General features: G+C 53.6%; 18 protein-coding genes and 1 tRNA gene. 5 read left to right on the top strand and 14 right to left on the bottom strand.

The window, feature by feature from the left end:
* Window positions 1-52 precede the first annotated feature (52 nt).
* The gene (locus FBR45_RS26085; RefSeq protein ID WP_138507396.1) at window positions 53-826 is read right to left on the bottom strand and encodes a LytR/AlgR family response regulator transcription factor; all 774 of its coding nucleotides are present in this window, start codon (window positions 824-826) and stop codon (window positions 53-55) included.
* A gap of 145 nt (window positions 827-971) precedes the next feature.
* On the opposite strand from FBR45_RS26085, the gene FBR45_RS26080 reads away from it, so the two are divergent.
* Window positions 972-1,208, top strand: coding sequence for a helix-turn-helix domain-containing protein (locus FBR45_RS26080; protein WP_077922442.1), 237 nt, complete (start codon window positions 972-974; stop codon window positions 1,206-1,208).
* A gap of 305 nt (window positions 1,209-1,513) precedes the next feature.
* Here FBR45_RS26080 and FBR45_RS26075 read toward each other — a convergent pair whose 3' ends face one another.
* Both FBR45_RS26075 and FBR45_RS26070 read right to left on the bottom strand, forming a co-directional pair.
* A complete protein-coding gene (locus tag FBR45_RS26075) occupies window positions 1,514-2,431 on the bottom strand; it encodes a PfkB family carbohydrate kinase (RefSeq protein WP_138507395.1) in 918 nt (305 codons plus the stop codon).
* Between the two features lie 96 nt (window positions 2,432-2,527).
* Entirely contained in the window at window positions 2,528-3,730 is a 1,203-nt protein-coding gene (locus FBR45_RS26070) for a hypothetical protein (protein WP_138507394.1), read from the bottom strand.
* Between the two features lie 223 nt (window positions 3,731-3,953).
* On the opposite strand from FBR45_RS26070, the gene cysS reads away from it, so the two are divergent.
* Genes cysS through FBR45_RS26055 form a run of 3 tightly spaced genes read left to right on the top strand, consistent with a single transcriptional unit; the run spans window position 3,954 to window position 6,896 of the window.
* Complete coding sequence (cysS, locus tag FBR45_RS26065) at window positions 3,954-5,444, top strand: cysteine--tRNA ligase (protein ID WP_138507393.1); 1,491 nt, start codon at window positions 3,954-3,956, stop codon at window positions 5,442-5,444.
* 8 nt (window positions 5,445-5,452) lie between these two features.
* Window positions 5,453-6,472, top strand: coding sequence for a M28 family peptidase (locus FBR45_RS26060; protein WP_138507392.1), 1,020 nt, complete (start codon window positions 5,453-5,455; stop codon window positions 6,470-6,472).
* Window positions 6,473-6,479: 7 nt separating this feature from the next.
* Window positions 6,480-6,896, top strand: a complete 417-nt coding sequence (locus FBR45_RS26055; protein ID WP_246082394.1) for a hypothetical protein — start codon at window positions 6,480-6,482, stop codon at window positions 6,894-6,896.
* Between the two features lie 18 nt (window positions 6,897-6,914).
* On the opposite strand, the gene nadD is transcribed toward FBR45_RS26055, so the two are convergent.
* The 7 genes from nadD to FBR45_RS26020 form a co-directional block, all read right to left on the bottom strand.
* Window positions 6,915-7,487 (bottom strand): nicotinate (nicotinamide) nucleotide adenylyltransferase, encoded by a 573-nt coding sequence (nadD, locus tag FBR45_RS26050; protein ID WP_138507391.1) that lies wholly within the window; start codon window positions 7,485-7,487, stop codon window positions 6,915-6,917.
* A 73-nt stretch (window positions 7,488-7,560) separates the two neighbouring features.
* Window positions 7,561-8,160 carry a guanylate kinase gene (gmk, locus tag FBR45_RS26045; RefSeq protein ID WP_138507390.1) on the bottom strand — a complete coding sequence of 200 codons (600 nt, stop codon included), beginning with the start codon at window positions 8,158-8,160 and terminating at the stop codon, window positions 7,561-7,563.
* 95 nt (window positions 8,161-8,255) lie between these two features.
* A complete protein-coding gene (locus FBR45_RS26040; protein ID WP_236648818.1) occupies window positions 8,256-8,459 on the bottom strand; it encodes a hypothetical protein in 204 nt (67 codons plus the stop codon).
* Window positions 8,460-8,626: 167 nt separating this feature from the next.
* The gene (locus tag FBR45_RS26035) at window positions 8,627-9,307 is read right to left on the bottom strand and encodes a sigma-70 family RNA polymerase sigma factor (protein WP_236648819.1); all 681 of its coding nucleotides are present in this window, start codon (window positions 9,305-9,307) and stop codon (window positions 8,627-8,629) included.
* 247 nt (window positions 9,308-9,554) lie between these two features.
* Entirely contained in the window at window positions 9,555-10,052 is a 498-nt protein-coding gene (locus FBR45_RS26030; protein WP_138507389.1) for a hypothetical protein, read from the bottom strand.
* 93 nt (window positions 10,053-10,145) lie between these two features.
* On the bottom strand, window positions 10,146-10,946 hold the full coding sequence (locus FBR45_RS26025; RefSeq protein ID WP_077922451.1) for a (Fe-S)-binding protein: 801 nt from the start codon (window positions 10,944-10,946) through the stop codon (window positions 10,146-10,148).
* A 119-nt stretch (window positions 10,947-11,065) separates the two neighbouring features.
* Complete coding sequence (locus FBR45_RS26020; protein ID WP_138507388.1) at window positions 11,066-12,448, bottom strand: 4Fe-4S dicluster domain-containing protein; 1,383 nt, start codon at window positions 12,446-12,448, stop codon at window positions 11,066-11,068.
* 143 nt (window positions 12,449-12,591) lie between these two features.
* Between FBR45_RS26020 and FBR45_RS26015 the strand changes: the two genes are divergently transcribed.
* Window positions 12,592-12,664, top strand: a tRNA-Phe gene (locus FBR45_RS26015).
* Window positions 12,665-12,873: 209 nt separating this feature from the next.
* Here FBR45_RS26015 and FBR45_RS26010 read toward each other — a convergent pair.
* The 4 genes from FBR45_RS26010 to FBR45_RS25995 all read right to left on the bottom strand — a co-directional run bounded on the left by FBR45_RS26010 (window position 12,874) and on the right by FBR45_RS25995 (window position 18,132).
* Window positions 12,874-14,697, bottom strand: a complete 1,824-nt coding sequence (locus FBR45_RS26010) for a MutS-related protein (RefSeq protein ID WP_138507387.1) — start codon at window positions 14,695-14,697, stop codon at window positions 12,874-12,876.
* Between the two features lie 57 nt (window positions 14,698-14,754).
* Complete coding sequence (locus FBR45_RS26005; RefSeq protein WP_138507386.1) at window positions 14,755-15,168, bottom strand: Fur family transcriptional regulator; 414 nt, start codon at window positions 15,166-15,168, stop codon at window positions 14,755-14,757.
* Between the two features lie 80 nt (window positions 15,169-15,248).
* The gene (locus FBR45_RS26000) at window positions 15,249-17,060 is read right to left on the bottom strand and encodes an ABC transporter ATP-binding protein (RefSeq protein ID WP_138507385.1); all 1,812 of its coding nucleotides are present in this window, start codon (window positions 17,058-17,060) and stop codon (window positions 15,249-15,251) included.
* Window positions 17,061-17,157: 97 nt separating this feature from the next.
* Window positions 17,158-18,132: a gliding motility protein GldB-related protein gene (locus FBR45_RS25995; RefSeq protein ID WP_138507384.1), complete on the bottom strand. Its 975-nt coding sequence runs from the start codon at window positions 18,130-18,132 to the stop codon at window positions 17,158-17,160.
* Window positions 18,133-18,150 lie beyond the last annotated feature (18 nt).

Genomic DNA, 18,150 nt, shown 5'->3' with positions numbered 1-18,150 from the left:
TTGTAAACGGATTTGTCACATTACCTGGCAACTAGAAACGTATACGTTGGGGCTATAGCATATTCTTTTTCAGCTCATTCATAACCGTTTCGCGGTAGGTAACGCCAATGACTACTTTCTTGCCATCAAGTGTAGTAATCTGATTACCGTCAATTTCTTTGATGGCCTGCCGACGCACAATAAACGAGCGGTTGACGCGCAAAAACTGGGAAGGCGGCAACATGTCTTCCAGCTTGGTCATGGTCATGTGCGTGACCAGCACACGGCCGGTCAGGTGCAGCTTCAGATAATCTTTCATGCCTTCGGCAAAGACAATATCTTCGGGAGCTACCCGCACCAGTTTCTTGTCTTCCTTGATCAGGAAGTAGGGTACATTCTCGCGCGGGTCGGCCGGGGCCTGCGCAGGCTGGCTAACCGGCGACGCTACGGGCGCGGCAGCACCGGTGTTCGGCACAAAGCCCAACCGTTTAACAACGCGGTTGATAGCTTCCAGAAATTTGTCGAAGCCAACGGGTTTCAGCAGATAATGCGTGACCGAATCGAAGTCGTAGGTTTCGGCCGCAAACTGGGGCGAGGCCGTGACCATAATCACCATCGGATGCGGCTGCGGCAGTGACTTCAGAAACTGAACCCCGGTCATATCGGGCATCTCCACATCCAGAAACAAAATAGCAGGTTTCAGCGCCTGCACCTTCTCTAGTCCCTCAAACGGGTCGAAGCTCTGGCCCAGCAATGCCAGGTACGGCATCCGACTGATGTACTTCGACATAATCACGTGTGCCGGCGACTCATCGTCGACCAGATAGCAGGTCAGGATTTCATTCATAGCACCGGCAATATATTCATTAGCCTGCTTCGATACACAATTGGTCGATGAAGCAGACCAATTGGTCGAAATAAGTTTATGTCAGCTAGCGCCTGCGTTTGTTTTGTACTGTTCAAGTGCTACCAAAACCTCAAATCAGAAAGTCATGAACCCAATTGCTCTCAAGATCCGCAAACTACGGGAGATTCACGGCTACCCGCAGGAATACGTTGCTTTTCAGCTTGGTGTCAGCCAGGCCGCTTATAGTAAGAAAGAAACCGGGCGTACGGAATTGTCGCTGACGGTACTGCAGCAGGTATCGCAATTGTACGGCATTAGCCTGATCGATCTGCTGAACCTCACCACGCAGGATTTGATTATCATGGCCATTCGCCAACAGTAGCCGCTCCGTCAATTCATCAGCAAACCGGAGGTTTTACTTACTACCAAACCCTGACAGTGGTAAACAACCAATACCTGACTGAAAACCAGTGTAGACTGCTGATAGAACACTGGCGCACTGCCCACAACCTGAGTCACGGACAACCACAGCCGCTGTACGAATAAATCTGGACTGGCGTGAACACGCCGACGGTGAAGAACAACACTGGATACCCCAAAACCGGTCCATCCAACAAATGACTACCGGGCAATTGAGTAAATAAATCAGTCGTTGGCTATTAGTTGACAATAGCCAACGACTGCTGCTTAATTCAGGCCAAAGGCCGATAGCTTCACAAACTCGCTGACACGCTCGTCGATTTCGTCCTGCGTCAGGTTCATGATCCGCTCAGCCCCGAATTTCTCGACGCAGAACGACGCCATGGCCGACCCGTAGATGATGGCCCGCTTCATGTTGTCGAACGATATATCATCGGTTTTGGCCAGGTAACCGATAAATCCACCCGCAAACGTATCGCCGGCACCGGTCGGGTCAAAGACCGATTCGAGCGGCAACGCCGGCGCGAAGAAGATCCGGTCTTCCTGGAATAGCAGCGCACCGTGTTCGCCTTTCTTGATGATGACCGTCTGGGGCCCCATCGTGCGGATTTTGGCAGCCGCCTTCACCAGCGAGTATTCTTTGGTCAGCTGTCGCGCTTCTTCGTCATTTACCACCAGCACATCGACCAGCTTCAGGAGCGCCATCAGGTCCGGGTTGGCAATCTCGATCCAGAGGTTCATGGTGTCTAGGACGATCAGTTTGGGGCGGGTGTTCAGCCGCTCGATAACCGTTTTCTGAATAGCCGGGGCCGTGTTGCCCAACATCAGGTACTGACAATCCTGGTACGAATCCGGAACAACCGGATCGAAGTTCTCCATCACGTTCAGCTGCACCTCAACGGTGTCCCGGGTGTTCATATCGTTATGATACTTGCCCGACCAGAAAAACGTTTTCTCACCGGCCCGCACCTGCAATCCATCGGTATTGACGCCGTGGCTGTTCAGATCGCGGATCATCGACTCCGGAAAATCATCGCCTACCACAGCAACGAGGTTGTTGTTCTTCGTAAAATACGAAGCCGACAGGGTAATATAGGTAGCGGCACCGCCGATGATCTTGTCGGTTTTGCCAAAGGGCGTTTCCAGCGCGTCGAAGGCTACGGAACCGATGGTTAATAAGCTCATTGTTTATCTTTTTTGGTTTACAGTTTTTCGGTATTCTGGTTGCGGTTTTCGATCCCCACCGTGGTCCGACTACGCGTCAGCACACCGTTATTCGTTTTATCTTTCCTTCTTCCGGCCGATAACGGGGCAGCGTTTGAACGGCTTCGTCCGATCGAACAGGTAGCGGTAGGTAACGTGCGTCTTAACGATCGTTGACCCGAGCTGGCTCACAAACCGGACCATAATTGGGTTGAAATCGCCTACCCAGTTCATCTCCAGCGTGTCGTACTGGAAATTTGGATTGTGGTCGGCTTCGTGCGGCATCCGGAGCGCAATGGCCGCTTCGAGTCCTTTACCCTGATGCGCGGGCGCTACGCCAAACACGACTCCAAACGCCTTACGGTTGGTTTTGCGCAACACGTGCCACAAAAAGGTCAGTTTGCCGAGTAAATTCAGTTTGCCGTTTACGTGCTTAAAAATCTGGTTCAACTCGGGTAGGCAAACAAAGAAAGCCACCGGTTCGCCTTGATAATAAGCAAAATAGATGATTTTCTCGTCGATAACCGGCTTCAGCTTTTGCATCAGCACCTGCGCCTGCTCGGCCGACATTTCCTTCACGCCCGAGTGCCCGCCCCAGGCTGCATTATAAATATGCCGAAACTGCTCGGCCGCAGCCGGCAGCTGCTTCTTATCAATGGTCCGGAACGAGTAGTCGGGGTTCTCGTAGATACGCTGTGCCCGGTCTTTAACCGACTGCGACATTTCGGTCAGCCGGGCCCAGGTAGTTGGAATGCCGAAGGTGAATTGTTTGAAGTAATCCTGAAAGCCGTAAGCCTCGAAGAAACCGATGTAGTAGGGTTTGGTATACGGCATGCAGTAGTTGGGCTCGCGGTCGAACCCGTCGACCAGCAAGCCCCACCACCGGTCGCGGTCGCCGAAGTTGATCGGGCCGTCCATGGCTTCCATACCACGACTCTGGAGCCAGGCTTTGGCCGCGTCGAACAGCCGAAACGCAGCCGCCTGATCGTCTATGCATTCAAAAAACCCCATGCCGCCGGTGGGCTGGTCGTTATCCAGGCTGGCAATGGCATGATCAATGAAGACCGCCACGCGCCCCATGGTTTCGTTACGGTCGCTGAGCAGCAGATACCGTATGCATTCGCCCTGCTCGAACCGCTTGTTCCGCTTCGGGTCAAAAACCTCCTCAACATCGGCGTTGAGCGGCCGTATCCAGTTGGGATCGGCCTTGTATAAACGAACCGGAAACTGAATAAACTCCTTTTGGTATTGCGGATTGGTGCCTACGTCTACGATCTGCATTCCTGATCAACTCGTGGTTACTGACGAACGGATAGCGGCAAGCCCAGGCCTGAGCCCGTTTTCGTTACCACGTGTACGCTGGTCATGTCAAGTAGGCAAAGATAGCGAGTTTGGCCCGGTCCGTCATTTTCCGGGTAACAATGCGTAGCTTTGTCTACTATAAACGAGTCGTTCAGCTGTTCCGAACGCAACCGGTTTCGAACAGCCGAGCAAGCCCATTACCATGACGCAGCCGCTCAAGCTATACAATACGCTTTCCCGCCGAAAAGAACTGTTTGAACCGCTTAATCCGCCCTACGTGGGCATGTACGTCTGCGGACCAACAGTGTACAATTACGTTCACCTGGGCAACGTTCGTACGTTCCTCACCTTCGACACCCTTTACCGCTACCTGACCTTTATCGGGTATAAAGTGCGGTACGTCCGTAATCTGACCGACGTAGGTCACCTGGTCGGCGACGGCGACGAAGGCGAAGACAAAATCGGGCGCATGGCCAAACTGGAAAAAGTAGAACCGATGGAGATTGTACAGCGGTTTACCAACGATTTCCACACGGTGATGGCCCAGTTCAACACCATTCCGCCCAGCATCGAGCCGACGGCCACGGGCCACATGGTAGAGCAGATCGAAGCCGTACAGACACTACTGGCCAAAGAACTGGCCTACGAATCGAACGGGTCGGTCTACTTCGACATTGATAAATACAACCAGCAGGGCGGCAACTACGGAAAACTGTCGGGCCGGATTCTGGACGACCTGCTGAACGAAACCCGCGAGCTCGACGGCCAGTCGGAGAAGCGTAACCCCCTCGATTTTGCCATCTGGAAACGGGCCTCGCCCGAGCACATCATGCGCTGGAATTCACCCTGGGGCGAAGGCTTTCCGGGCTGGCACCTCGAATGTACCTGCATGAGCACCAAATACCTCGGCAAACAGTTCGATATTCACGGGGGCGGCATGGACCTCAAGTTTCCGCACCACGAATGCGAAATTGCTCAAGGCGACGGACTTACCGGCCACGACCCCGTTCGGTACTGGATGCACTCCAACATGCTGACCGTTAACGGTCAGAAAATGAGCAAGTCGCTGGGGAACTCGTTCCTGCCGGCCGAGCTGTTTGCCGGGAGTCACTACCTACTCGAGCAGGCGTATAGCCCCATGACCGTACGCTTCTTTATGTTGCAGTCGCACTACCGCAGCACCCTCGATTTCTCGAACGACGCCCTCAAGGCCGCTCAGAAAGGGTACCGGCGGCTCGCCAATGGACTGCGGGTGGTCAAAACTATGAGCTACCGGCCCGACGAGAGCGTATCGGCCGATGTGGCCAAACAGGAAGATGTCCGCAAAGCCGTTCAGCAGTTTTACGAAGCCATGAACGACGACCTCAACACCGCCGTAGCCATTGCGCAGGTGTTTACCCTGCTCAAATACGTGAATATGCTGTATCTGAACCAGCTTCAGCCAGCCGCGCTGGGCGACGATGTATTTACGCTGCTGAAAGAGTCGTTCAGCAGCTTCATGCAGGATGTATTGGGCCTGAAAGAAGAAGGCAGCGACAACCAGCCCGTGCTGGAAGGCCTGCTGACCCTCTACCGCGAATACAAGGAACAGCGCCAATACGACAAAGTAGACCAGATTCGTTCGTACTTCAAAGCGCAGGGACTGGCCATCAAAGACATGAAACACCAGATCGACTGGGCATACGAAGAGTAATTACCTGTATGAGCAGATTCTTTTTTAGTATCCTCGCCACGGCGCTTGTTATGGCCGCCTGTAAAGAAAAACCCAGGCAAAGCGACGCTACCCAGCCTGCGGATCAACCGGTACAGGTAACGGCTCCGCCGTTCAACGCCGACTCGGCCTATACCTACATTGACCGGCAGGTAGCTTTCGGGCCGCGGGTTCCGAACACGCCGGCCCACGTGGCTACCGGCAATTACCTGGTTGCTAAACTGAAGCAGTTCGGATGCGAAGTAACGGAGCAGAACTTTGTGGCCACCACCTGGGACGGCAAGAAGCTGAACGCCCGTAACATCATCGGCACTATCAACCCCCAGGCTACCAAGCGCATCGTGCTGGCCAGCCACTGGGATTCGCGCCCCCAGGCCGATCAGGACCCCGATAAGGCTGACCAGTCTAAGCCCGTAACGGCTGCTAACGATGGCGCCAGTGGCGTAGGCGTGCTGCTGGAGTTGGCCCGCACCATTCAGCAGGCCCAGAAAAAGCCCGGGGTTGGTATCGACATTATCTTCTTCGACGCCGAAGACTGGGGTAACTCCGAGAAAGCCGCCAACGATTTTGAACCGGCAACCGGCAATCAGTACGACTACATTGGCTTCTGCCTGGGTTCGCGCTACTGGGCCAAAAACCTGCATAAACCCGGCTATACGGCTTACTTCGGTATTCTGCTCGATATGGTTGGCGCCAAAGGGGCCACCTTCGCCAAAGAAGGCCTTTCGATGCAGTTTGCGCCCAGCGTGGTGAATAAGGTCTGGCAAACCGCCAGCGCGGCCGGCTACAGCCAGTACTTCATCGATCAGCCCGGCGGTCAGATTACTGACGATCACCTGGCTCCCAATACCATTGCCAAAATTCCGATGATTGATATCATTCATACCAACGCCGGTACAGGAGGCTTTTTCCCGGCCTGGCATACGGCCGACGATACCATGAGCAACATCGACCGGGGTACCCTCAAAGCCGTTGGTCAAACGCTGCTCCAGGTCGTATATAATGAATAAGCGGGCTATGAATACGAACCTGTTTGAAGCAGGCCGTCGATTGGTAGGTGGCCTGTTTGTCGTTTGCTGGAGCCTGAGCCTGCTGGCCTGCGGTACAGTCCCGGATCAGTTCGGCAAACTCAACCTAAAAAAATGGCGGGGCGACCGCGGAGGCTGCATGGGCACCCGCTCCGCCCTGGAGGCCGATTTCAGAGCTGAGATTCCGAATCTGAAGGGCAAAACAGCCAATACTATCGGCGAATGGCTCGGCCGACCCGATGCCAATATCCTGGCCGATCGGAACCAGAAATTCTACGTTTACTACCTCGAAAGAGGCCCTCAGTGCGATAAAGTCGGGGCCAAATCGAGCAGCCGCTCGGTAGCGATTCGGATGAGCGCCATTGGCTTGGCTACCGAAATCACCTTCCAGAACGGATTGCCGTAGGTTACCGGCCCTCCGGGGCTATAAATAGAATTTTTTACGCTCGATCATCTCCCCTACTACATCGGGTACCATATACCGGATGGATCGGTTGGCGCGGATACTTTCGCGGATAAACGTGGCTGAGATGTCGAGCAGGGGCGCTTCGACCAGCCGGACATTCGGGTGGGTTTTGAACGCACTCTCTGCCGCACGCGGTCGTTGATACACATATAGACCGTAATACTCCAGAATGGCTTCGTGGTTTTTCCAGTTGGCAAACTGCTCCAGATTGTCTTCACCCATGATGAGCCGGAATATGTGCTGCGGATATTTTTCCGACAGTCGCACAAGCGTATCGATCGTATAGCTCGGCTTGGGCATCGAGAATTCAATATCGGTTGCTTTCAGTCGGCTGTTATCGGCTATGGCCCGCTCAACCATGTCCATCCGGTCAAACTCATGCAGGAGACTTTTGGTCTTCTTGAATGGATTCTGGGGCGACACCACGAACCAGACCTGATCCAGGTCGGTTGAGGTTGCCATAGTATCGGCAATAATGAGGTGTCCGACATGAATCGGATTAAACGAGCCGAAAAAAAGACCTACGTTCAAGAGTACGCGTGTGTTTATGACGGTGGGGTATGTACGCACCGAAACATCAGTGGACTACCCCAACCCGTTTATCTTACAGAATCGACGCTTTGGGCGGAACCTTGTCGTCGTTGACGAAGTCATTAACCAGTTTCTGCGCTTTGTTAAGCGACGTTTCCAGATCGTCATTGACCAGAATCACATCAAACTCGTTCTGAAAGCTCATTTCGAAGTGCACTTTGAACAGGCGCTTCGACAGACTTTCTTCCGTTTCGGAACCGCGGCCAATCAGGCGCTGACGCAGAGTTTCTTCGTCGGGTACTTTCACGAACACGGCCAGGGCTTTGTCGCCGTAATATTCTTTAAGCTTCAACCCACCTTTTACATCGACATCGAAGAGTACGTGTTTGCCGCTGGCCCATACGCGTTCGATTTCTGATTTCAGCGTGCCGTAGAACGCACCGACGTACACTTCTTCCCATTCTACAAACTCATGATTATCTATTTTCTGCTTGAAATCTTCAGGCGTCAGAAAGTAATAATCCTGACCGTTTTGTTCCGAACGGCCTCTGCGGTCGCGGGTACAGGCTGAAATAGAAAAACCGAGATTGTTATTCTCGGCCAGCAGATGCTTGACGATGGTTGTCTTACCAGAACCTGAAGGAGCCGAAAAAATGATGAGTTTCCCGTTCAATGTGTGTTGGTGGTTTACCGGTTATAAAGAAAATCGGGGTAACCAAGGTGGCGCTTGCCAGATCCTTAATTACCCCAATTCGTGTAATGTCTTTCTTAACTAAACGTCAGAATCTTGGCTTTGATCGTTGCCACCAACTGATCGGGGCAACACCGTTTTTCCATGCGTTTGGTCAACAACTCTTTTACTTCTTTTTCGAGGTGGTACATCTCGATGCAGGGTTTGCATGATTCGAGATTGACCTTCAGTCGGGCGAGCTGCTGTTCGGTAGCTTCCCCATCCAGAATCAGCTGGATCATCTTCAAGCAGTCTGCCTGATGACTGCAATGTTCTTTCATCGCAGGCTCTGCGCTGGATGAAGATGACGATGGCAAAGACGTTTGCATTGGAAAAATTTTATTTATTCCAAGAATAATAATACGTTAAGTTATCAGCAGAACCAAAATACAGATAGAAAAAGTTCGGTTTATTCGTCAGTTTCTTCGTTATATCCCATTGATGCTGCGTAATCCCGTAGTTTCTCTTTCAGGAGGTTACGGGCACGGTGCAACCGGGAGCGAACGGTACCGATCGGGATGTCCAGAATCTTAGCCATCTCTTCGTAAGTAAACCCTTCGATATCACAAAGGATAATTACCGTTCTGAAATCAACCGGCAACGCGTTAAGCGCTGTGGCCACTTCATCACCAATCAGATCTGAGACTGATTCAGCCCGCAGATCAACCGTATGCTCAGTTTCGGCATCTTCTGAATTATAGGTCGTTTCAACGTCCTGATAATCTACTTTAGCCGGCTCTTTGCTTTTCTTACGATAATCGTTGATGAAACTGTTCTTCAGTATTCGAAACAGCCATGCTTTAGCGTTGGTTCCCTGCTCAAACGACGAAATAAAGCGGAAAGCCTTTAAATACGTATCCTGCACGAGGTCGTTGGCATCATCCTCGTCAGTTGTCAGGCGGAAAGCAAAGTTGTACATGGAGTCAATGTGGGGCATGAACTCCTTGTTAAATACCTGATACTTCTGCTCGTCGGTATATCGGCGGGCAGGGGCATCAGCCGAGGGCTGCTCAGTAGAACCGCCATCGGGTGTTAGTTGATCGTCGTCGCGAGTTGGCGTATCTGACATAACTTCGGGTATGGTCGCCATAAAAGTAAGCGTTTATTGCCGTTTGCAAGCGGCAGACTTCAACGAATTCCTGAATCAACTGAGACCAATCCGCTGAGTATGATCAAAGGTTGACTGCAAAAACCAATCCTTTGTTCAAAAAAAAGGTTTAAAATCAATGGCTTATGCCGAATTGTCAGTGAACGTTTCTAAATCGGCGAATGTTAAAGCCGGTCCCTGATTAATCACGGATGATTAGTCAGGAACCGGCTTTAAGAAACAGACGCTGTCAGGCCGTAATAGACGAAAAGTAACGTTTCAGCCACGAATCGGCCGCCCTGATCTGCCAGTCTGTCAAAAATTCAGCTTTCGTTTTCACCAGTGTGTTAAAAACCGGCGTGTCAGGCTGGATCGTCCCATTGGCCACCGCGGCTTTGATGGCGGGCAAGGCAAACGTGCCCACCGCCCCGTCAGCCTGCCGGATGGCAGCCGAGCGGTCAAAGAAATCGACCGATAATTGCTGGCCAATTTCGCGCAGGGTCCGGACCGATGCATCGATCGAGCAACCACTGGGCAGGTTAAATCCTTCATCGACACCCACGACCACAAACCGGTTTTCGACGACCTGGGCCGAAGCCAGCAGAGGTTGGCCGTGCGCGGCCCAGTCGCTAAGCGCTGGTTTCAGCCGCTGTTCGATAGCCAGTACATCAGCGTCCGAAAGTGGCCGGCTGGCCTGGTAAACCCAGACACGGGCACCATCGGGCAAGGTTTTAAAATCGGTATACATAAGTTGAATGATAGATGTACAATGAAGAATGATAAACGATGAATGGACTGATCAACTGGCGGCCGCATTCATCGTTTATCATTCTTCATTCGTTTACAGCCCTTCGCGCTGAGCAATTAGCTCCGCGATATCGTAGACCCGAACGCTGTCTTCGCGGTTCTGGTTCTTAACCCCGTCAGACATCATGGTCATGCAAAACGGGCACGAAACCGCGATGGTATCGGCACCAGTGGCCAACGCTTCCTGAACCCGCTCTACGTTTACATCTTTATGGCCAGGTTCGGGTTCTTTGAAGTATTGGCCGCCACCGGCTCCGCAACAAAGACCATTGGCCCGCACGCGCTTCATCTCAACCAGATCGGCGTCCAGAGCCGCCAGCACGTCACGCGGGGCTTCGTAGATTTTGTTGGCCCGACCCAGGTAGCATGAATCGTGAAAGGTGATTTTACGGCCTTTGAACGACTGCCCGTCTTTCACCCGTACGCGCCCTTCGTTGATCAGGCCCTGCAGAAACTGCGAGTGATGAATCACTTCGTAGTTGCCGCCCAGCTCCGGATATTCGTTCTTGATGGTGTTGAAGCAGTGCGGACAGGCCGTCACTATCTTTTTCACATTATAGCCGTTCAGGACCTGGATATTGGCCATGGCCTGCATCTGAAACAGGAACTCATTACCCGCCCGCCGGGCCGGATCGCCGGTACAGGCTTCTTCGGGACCCAGCACGGCGAACTTGATGCCTACATGGTTCAGGATGCGGACAAAAGCGATAGTCACGCGCTTATAGCGATCATCGAACGAGCCCGCACAGCCCACCCAAAACAGCACTTCCGGCTCTTCGCCAGCCGCAGCCATCTCGGCCATTGTCGGTACACTATATGTTTTCTCAGTTGTCATTGCAGCAGGTAGTTTTTGAGTGTTCGGTTTGCAGTGGCTCATCGTATGTCTCATCCGGACAAAGTCTCACGGACCAGCGGGAGACGCGCACTACGGCAAACCGAAAAGGCGTACTTAATTTATTTCGTTACAGACTCGTTAACCTGATCGGCCCAGTTGAACCGGTCGCTGGGCGAAAACTTCCAGGGAGCCATGTTGTTCTCGATGTTGCTGAACATCGCGTTCCAGGAAGCAGGCGCCTGCGACTCTTCCATTACCCGATACCGCCGTAACTGAAGAATAATATCAAGCGGGTTGATATTGATAGGGCAGGCGTTAATACAGGCCTGGCAGGTTGTGCAGGCGTTGAGCTCCTCGGCTGTGATGTAATCGTTCAGCAGCGATTTGTCATCCTTATAGTCGTCGCCGTGGGTTTGCCAGCCGCGCTGAATCTCTTCAAGCCGGTCGCGGGTGTCCATCATGATTTTGCGGGGCGACAGCTTCTTACCGGTGATATTGGCCGGACAGGCTGCCGTACAGCGACCACATTCGGTACAACTGTAGGCGTTCATAAGGTTTATCCATTTCAGGTCATGGACATCTTTGGCGCCAAAGCGACCAACTTCCGCCGGCTGCTGTCCATTATCATTCTCCTGCGAGCCATCGGCCTCAGTCGTAAGCGGTAAACCCAGTGCCAGCTGCACCTCCTTGGTGATCTCGGGCATATTCTGCATTTCGCCTTTTGGTTGCAGATCGGAGAAGTAAACGTTCGGAAAGCCCAGCGCAATGTGCAGGTGTTTCGAGTAAGTTACGTATACCGCAAAGGCCAGGATGCCGAGAATATGCAGCCACCACGCCCCGCGTTCGTAAGCCACTAGGGCTGTATCGCTAAACCCGGCAAACAGCGGCTTCAGATACTGGCTGATAATGAAGTCCGGCACAACGCCCTGCAGCTCGCCATAGTGCCCCACCCCCCGGTCGCGCAGCACGCTATCTGACGCATTCCAGGTCAGAAACGCAATCATCAGTACGATCTCGGCTGTCAGGATAATGGTAGCATCAGGAACCGACCAGCCGCGTAGCTCCCGATGCCGACTGGCCTGCAGGCGGCTTACCCGCGCCACAAACCGACGCGTCAGAAATACCACACAAACGGCCAGCACGCCGAAAGCCAGTACTTCGAACACATCGATCAGGATTGGGTAAACGGGCGTGATATACGGCGCAAACAGCCGGTGCGTACCCAGCACCCCGTCCAGAATGATCTCCAGAATCTCAAGGTTTATGATGACGAACCCGGCGTAGATGACAAAGTGCATGATGCCCACCAGCAGATTGGTGAACATCTTTTTCTGCCCAAAGGCAACCAGTAACATGGTTTTCCAACGTTCGGCAGCGTTGTCAGTGCGGTCTTCGGGCCGACCGAGGTTGATTGCGCGGGCTATAAGCTTCACGCGTTTGGTTATGTACCAGGCCGTAACTGCCAGGGCGGCTACGAACAAAATTTGCTGAATTATTTCCATGTGTATTTCAGAGCAACCTCGCCTGATAGTCAGCAATCTAACTATTCCACCAGGACGTACTTAAAAAATATTCCGTTACAAGTATTGCAAAAGGCCGACAAACCCGTACTTTTGCACCCACGTTTCGCAGTTCAGCGCAACCCGGTGATGTAGCTCAGTTGGTAGAGCAAAGGACTGAAAATCCTTGTGTCGGCGGTTCGATTCCGTCCATCACCACACTCAAAAGCCTTTCCATTATTGGGAAGGCTTTTTTTGTTGTCACTCCCTCCTCCGATCTCTCAAAAAAACAGTATGCGTGCATACCATTTTCTGGCTTAGCAAAGATACGACTTTCTAAAAGCCTAACAAGTGAAAGAAAGGGATGTTTTGACTAATTCGAAGATAAAAGAGGGCAATTCTTACCGCAACTCCTTAGTAGCCAACCCTTACGGCTTACTGCTGACCGTACCGAGCGCGGTATTCATCTCAATTCCGATTGCCTGCATGAGCTGACTGGCGTTGAAACTCTCGCAGATTCCATCCCGTAGCGTATAGTCGAAGATGAGCTTTCCGTCCTGAATATCGGACTGAAAATGGTAGTTGCTTACGAACCCGGCCGCATCGGTGAGCTGCCCTAGCTCCAGATCATGCGTCGATACGAACCCGAATGCGCTGGTGCGGTGGAGTTGACGAATGAGCGCTTCGGCCCCGCGGTGCCGGTCGGCAGAGTTGGTACCTTTTAGAATTTCGTCGAGGAAATACAGGACCGGCGTCCCCGAAGACTGCTGCGTAAGCCGGATCAGCGTCTGCAACCGGATTAGTTCTGCATAGAAGGATGAGGTGCTTTCTTCGAGCGAGTCCTGCGTGCGCATGCTGGTAAACACCCGCACGACCGAAACCGTAAACGAGTCGGCGCTCACGACCGCGCCCGCCAGCGCCAGCACGACGTTAGCCCCTATCGTACGCAGAAAGGTACTCTTTCCCGACATGTTCGATCCTGTTATGAGCACCGTTTTTCCGGAACCCGCCAGCGCCAGCGAATTGGGAACGCTCCGGTCAGGAGGCAGCAGCGGGTGGGCGGCTCGGGTCAGTCTGAGCGTGGCGTCTCCGTCTGCTATGTCGGGGGTAGTGTAGGCTGGATGCGCGTAAGCAAATCCGGCCAGGCTGCTGATCGCTTCCAGCTCGCCCAGTGCTTCGAACCACCGTCCCAGATTGGGGCCATACTGCGCCTGCCAGGCCGACAATCGGAACAAGTAATGAATATCCCACAGGCTTGCTATCCCGAAGAGCAGGTAGAAGTACGGATTACGCCGAAAATTTAGCCCTTCGGTCAGCCGGGCCAGCTGACCAATCGCCTGCGAAGCCCGGTTTCCGTTGGTGCTCAGTGCCTGCCGGATAGCCGCTATCCGGACTGCCTGGCCGGGAGCCTGCTCAGCCTGCTCAAACAGCTGTTGAAACGACCGGAGCGCCACCGAGAGCGCAAACGTTTGCTCACTTACGTCTTTTGCCTGTGCCGATAACTGACTCAACACAAGGCTATGTACCGCCAGCGCAGCCAGAACGGATAAACCAGGCAGGTAACCCAGCAGCCAGGCAACAAACAAGGCGGCCGTTATACTCGGCAGCAGAAACCGAACAAGCGCCAGATAGCCGGGTAACGAAGGCCCTTTACCGGCTCCCCATTGAATCAGCGTTTCGGGCGAGCGGCCAATGGTTTCTTCCAGATCGGCCAGCGCTTCGAACTGCTGCCGCCAATCGATCTCTGCCCGCAGATCGGCAGTAGCCTGCTGGCGGAGCCGAATAACGTCGGCGGGGGCGGGGTTTTGCAGCCAGGCTGCCAGTTTCTGCCGACCTTCGTGGGTATGGGTCCGGTTCAGCAGCCGGAACAGCGAGTGCTTACCGAAAATATCGAGGTCGTGTGTGTACGGATGGGTTGTGTTCGCAAAGGTGTCGCCGGTGTCGGTGCGCAGGTATTGACGATCGAGCCGGGCCAGCTCGTCCTGATTGATGAACGCTTTTTTGCGGGCCAGATCCCGGTCGTGACGAACGGCATGATGTCGCTTGAGCAGAATCATAAATCCGGCCAGCCCAACGACCAGCACCACCACCGCAGCGGCTGCCTGATCGGCCCTGGCCAGCACCCAAACGGCTACTACGGTGCTGATAAACCAAATAAGCCGCCCGATAGCCAGCTGATTATACTGGCGCTGGGCGGCTTGCTGAACCTGTATAAAGTCCTGTTGTCGCTTGCTAAATGTATTCCTGGGCATTCGGTAACACGACCGTTGGGCCGCTGTTTCTCCACTGATTACGGATCTGAGCCCGCCTTATTTGTTGCAATCCTGACACACGCCCTGAATGAGCAGATTCATCTCTTTCCGATCGTAGCCCGTTGGGAGCGACACGGTCGGAATCCGGACTTCGTTAAGGCAGGTCGTTTGTCCGCAGGCTTCGCACTTGAAATGAACGTGGTCGTGGTGGTGATGACCATCGGCGCAGGCATCCCGGCAGAGGGCGTATTTGGTTCCTCCCTCGTCATCGAGCACCTTGTGGATAAGGCCAGCGTCGACGAACGTCCGTAGGGTACGGTATACCGTTACGCGGTCGTGATCCGGGCCGAGCCCGTTTTCTACGTCATTATGGGCCAGCGCATGACCAGCGTTCAGAAACAGATTGAGCACCTGTTCGCGGCCCGTGGTGTGGCGTAGGTTAAACACTTTTAAGGTTTGCGCGGCATTCATGGCGTTAGGTGAAGAGACTGAATACGAGTAAATGAAGCAAGTCTACAGCGTGTAAACAATCCGGTTACCGTATTCATTCATTAGTCATTATCGAGCACCTCGAACTGCAATTTAACCAGGTTTGCGTAGATACCGTCTTCGTAGGCAGCCAGTTCATCGTGGGTGCCCTGCTCGGCCACCTGGCCTTCGCGCATGACGTAGATCCGGTCTACTTTGCGAATAGTGGCCAGCCGGTGGGCAATGATGATGGTCGTGCGGTTCTGCATCAGTTCATCGAGGGCTTCCTGCACGAGCCGCTCCGATTCGGCGTCGAGCGAGCTTGTTGCTTCGTCGAGGATCAGGATGGCCGGATTTTTCAGGATGGCCCGGGCAATGGCAATCCGTTGCCGCTGCCCGCCCGAGAGCTTAACGCCCCGCTCGCCCACAACCGTCTGCAAACCCTCCGGAAAGGATTCGATAAAATCGAGCGCGTTGGCTTTGCGGGCGGCTTCCCGTACTTCGGCTTCGGTAGCGCCGGGCTTCCCGTACTGAATATTTTCGAGGATGGTACCGCCAAAGAGCATGACTTCCTGCGGCACAACGGCAATATTTCGGCGCAGTTCGGTGATGTTGAAGTTACTCAAATCCCGGCCGTCGACGGTGATTTGCCCGCTGCCGACCTGGTAGTAGCGCATCAGCAGCTGCACAATGGTCGACTTACCGGCCCCACTCTGCCCCACCAGCGCAATTTTACGACCGGCGGCCACATCGATCGAGATGCCTTTCAGCACCGCTACATCCGTACGGGATGGATACGAGAACCGAACATCTTTGAACTGTACGTGACCATGTACCGGCACAAACAGTGGTAACTCCTCGTGCGGGTCTACCTCCGACTCCTCTTCCAGAATCTCCAGAATCCGGTCCGAAGCCCCGATGGTTCGCTGCACCTGCGCGTACATATCACCGATGCCCGCTACCGAGCCGCCGATGAAAGCCGTGTAGAAGATAAACGTCAGCAGGTCGGCAAACGGAATTTCGCCCGACTGTACCAGGCTACCGCCGTACCAGACGATACCCATGATACCACCGAACATAGCGAAGATGACAAACGAAACGAATACGCCCCGGAAACGCGCGGTACGCAAGGCCGTGCCGACCATCTTCTGCAGGGCGGCCCCGTAACGGCCAATTTCGATGCGCTCGTTGGTGAACGCCTTCACGATGTTGATCGATTGCAGCGTTTCCTCAACGATGACACTGGCTGCGGCCAGCTGATCCTGCGCTTCTTTCGATAGTTTACGGATATACCGGCCAAAAATCATGGCCGCTACGATGATGACCGGGAAGGTGGCCAGCATGAAGAGCGTCAGTTTCCAGGACACGTACAGGATAAACAGCGTACCGCCTACCAGCGTAGCCACCTGCCGGAACAATTCGGCCAGGGTGATAGACAACACATCCTGAAGTTGCGACACGTCGGCCGAGATCCGGCTTGTCAGCTCGCCAACGCGCCGTTTTTCGAAGAACGGAATCGGCAGCGTCACGATCTTGCTGTACACCTCGCGCCGAACGTCGGCCATCGACCGCTCGCTGACCTGCGCGAAGAAATAAATCCGGAAGAACGAGAAGATGGCCTGCAACACCAGAATGGCGCCGAAGATCAAAATGACCTGCCCGAGCGTAAAGGCCGACTTGCCCTGAATAACGCTCGTTACCTGCCCGATCAGGGCCGGAAAACTCAGCGTGGTCAGGGTCGATAACACCAGGAAGATGAACCCCATGGCAAACTGCGCCCGGTACGGCCGTACGAACCGAAACACCCGCAGGGCTTTCTGGAGGCTTTCCCGGTTCACTTTTTTCTTGTCTTCTTCGTTGGCGTCCTCGCCAAAGTTTCGTCCGCGTTTTGCCATTATAAAAACGGTTTACGGTATTCGGTTTATGGTATTCGGCACCAGCCCGATCGTTTGCCGGTATGCCAGCCACCTGCTCCACTAAACCGCCAGCCGATTACTCTTTTTGTCCTTTATAGCCAGACTGTTCAAACAGCTGGCGGGCATCGGCGTTGCGCATCAGTTCGGCAATGCCAACGCTAGTGTGTTCATCGTGATACTGCCCTACGATGCGCCAGCCCAGCCAGCGCCCGATAGCACCCGGACAGCCCTGCCCGATTTCGGCCGTAAAGGGCCGTTCGTTCAAATATCGCTGTTTTATGGCCGGATTAGTCTGGTAAAGCAGTTGATTATCGATAAAATGTCCCCAGACAATATCCTGCGCGTTAAACGTTTCGGTCAGTTGTTTGTCAGAATAGCCAATGACCAGACTATCGGCCACATCGGGCAGCATGGTTTTGGTGAATACGTACCCTTTGCCATAGTATACCATATCGGCCAGCATAGTCTGGTCGGCCCGGTTGGTGGCGTTGTATTTGTCAGAAATGGCAAAGACAATGGCCGGTACGATATAGTCTTTTTGATAACGTCGTAAAATGTAGGCCGGAAATTGTGGACCCTGGGGTCGATAGGTTGCGGTTGGCCCCGCGAAGTAGTCGATCCCGATCACGATCAGGCTATCGGTAACGACCAGGTCGGGGCCCATGAAGCCGGTTACGAGGGTAACCACTTTGGGGTTCCGGAAATCGGGAAAGTCTTTGCGTATATTCGTGAAGGCTTCGGCCAGCTGGTTTTGCAGGTCGGTCATGTCGCCGAACTCCTGCTGAACCTGCTTATTGAGTTCGTTCAGGGCGGGGTTGGCGATCCGGTTGCTCAATTCGCGGACCAGCGCTGTATCAGTTGTGGTCTCATTCGCGTTAAAGTACAATTGAGCCACCGCCGGGTTGCGATTCAGAAAAGCCCGGATACTATCGGGCAATGGACTGGAAAACAATTGCCGGTCGAGCCGAACTAGCGTAACTTCTTCGTTTTTAGTACACGAAGTCAGATAAACTAAACAAAAAAGCCCGATGAGGGCTGCCCAGTATCGCATCAAAATCGTTTGTTTTCT

Source organism: Spirosoma lacussanchae (genome assembly GCF_005870035.1).
In the GTDB taxonomy this organism is placed as follows: Bacteria; Bacteroidota; Bacteroidia; order Cytophagales; family Spirosomataceae; genus Spirosoma; species Spirosoma lacussanchae.
Note: the sequence above shows the minus strand (reverse complement) of the source record. Positions and strands in the feature narration are given on the sequence as shown.

What these genes read in the sequence shown, in the direction of transcription:
- FBR45_RS26085 (WP_138507396.1), bottom strand. Translation starts at nt 826, where the DNA reads ATGAATGAAATCCTGACCTGCTATCTGGTCGACGATGAGTCGCCGGCA.
- FBR45_RS26080 (WP_077922442.1), top strand. Translation starts at nt 972, where the DNA reads ATGAACCCAATTGCTCTCAAGATCCGCAAACTACGGGAGATTCACGGC.
- FBR45_RS26075 (WP_138507395.1), bottom strand. Translation starts at nt 2,431, where the DNA reads ATGAGCTTATTAACCATCGGTTCCGTAGCCTTCGACGCGCTGGAAACG.
- FBR45_RS26070 (WP_138507394.1), bottom strand. Translation starts at nt 3,730, where the DNA reads ATGCAGATCGTAGACGTAGGCACCAATCCGCAATACCAAAAGGAGTTT.
- cysS (WP_138507393.1), top strand. Translation starts at nt 3,954, where the DNA reads ATGACGCAGCCGCTCAAGCTATACAATACGCTTTCCCGCCGAAAAGAA.
- FBR45_RS26060 (WP_138507392.1), top strand. Translation starts at nt 5,453, where the DNA reads ATGAGCAGATTCTTTTTTAGTATCCTCGCCACGGCGCTTGTTATGGCC.
- FBR45_RS26055 (WP_246082394.1), top strand. Translation starts at nt 6,480, where the DNA reads ATGAATACGAACCTGTTTGAAGCAGGCCGTCGATTGGTAGGTGGCCTG.
- FBR45_RS26040 (WP_236648818.1), bottom strand. Translation starts at nt 8,459, where the DNA reads ATGATCCAGCTGATTCTGGATGGGGAAGCTACCGAACAGCAGCTCGCC.
- FBR45_RS26035 (WP_236648819.1), bottom strand. Translation starts at nt 9,307, where the DNA reads ATGGCGACCATACCCGAAGTTATGTCAGATACGCCAACTCGCGACGAC.
- FBR45_RS26030 (WP_138507389.1), bottom strand. Translation starts at nt 10,052, where the DNA reads ATGTATACCGATTTTAAAACCTTGCCCGATGGTGCCCGTGTCTGGGTT.
- FBR45_RS26025 (WP_077922451.1), bottom strand. Translation starts at nt 10,946, where the DNA reads ATGACAACTGAGAAAACATATAGTGTACCGACAATGGCCGAGATGGCT.
- FBR45_RS26020 (WP_138507388.1), bottom strand. Translation starts at nt 12,448, where the DNA reads ATGGAAATAATTCAGCAAATTTTGTTCGTAGCCGCCCTGGCAGTTACG.
- FBR45_RS26010 (WP_138507387.1), bottom strand. Translation starts at nt 14,697, where the DNA reads ATGCCCAGGAATACATTTAGCAAGCGACAACAGGACTTTATACAGGTT.
- FBR45_RS26005 (WP_138507386.1), bottom strand. Translation starts at nt 15,168, where the DNA reads ATGAATGCCGCGCAAACCTTAAAAGTGTTTAACCTACGCCACACCACG.
- FBR45_RS26000 (WP_138507385.1), bottom strand. Translation starts at nt 17,060, where the DNA reads ATGGCAAAACGCGGACGAAACTTTGGCGAGGACGCCAACGAAGAAGAC.
- FBR45_RS25995 (WP_138507384.1), bottom strand. Translation starts at nt 18,132, where the DNA reads ATGCGATACTGGGCAGCCCTCATCGGGCTTTTTTGTTTAGTTTATCTG.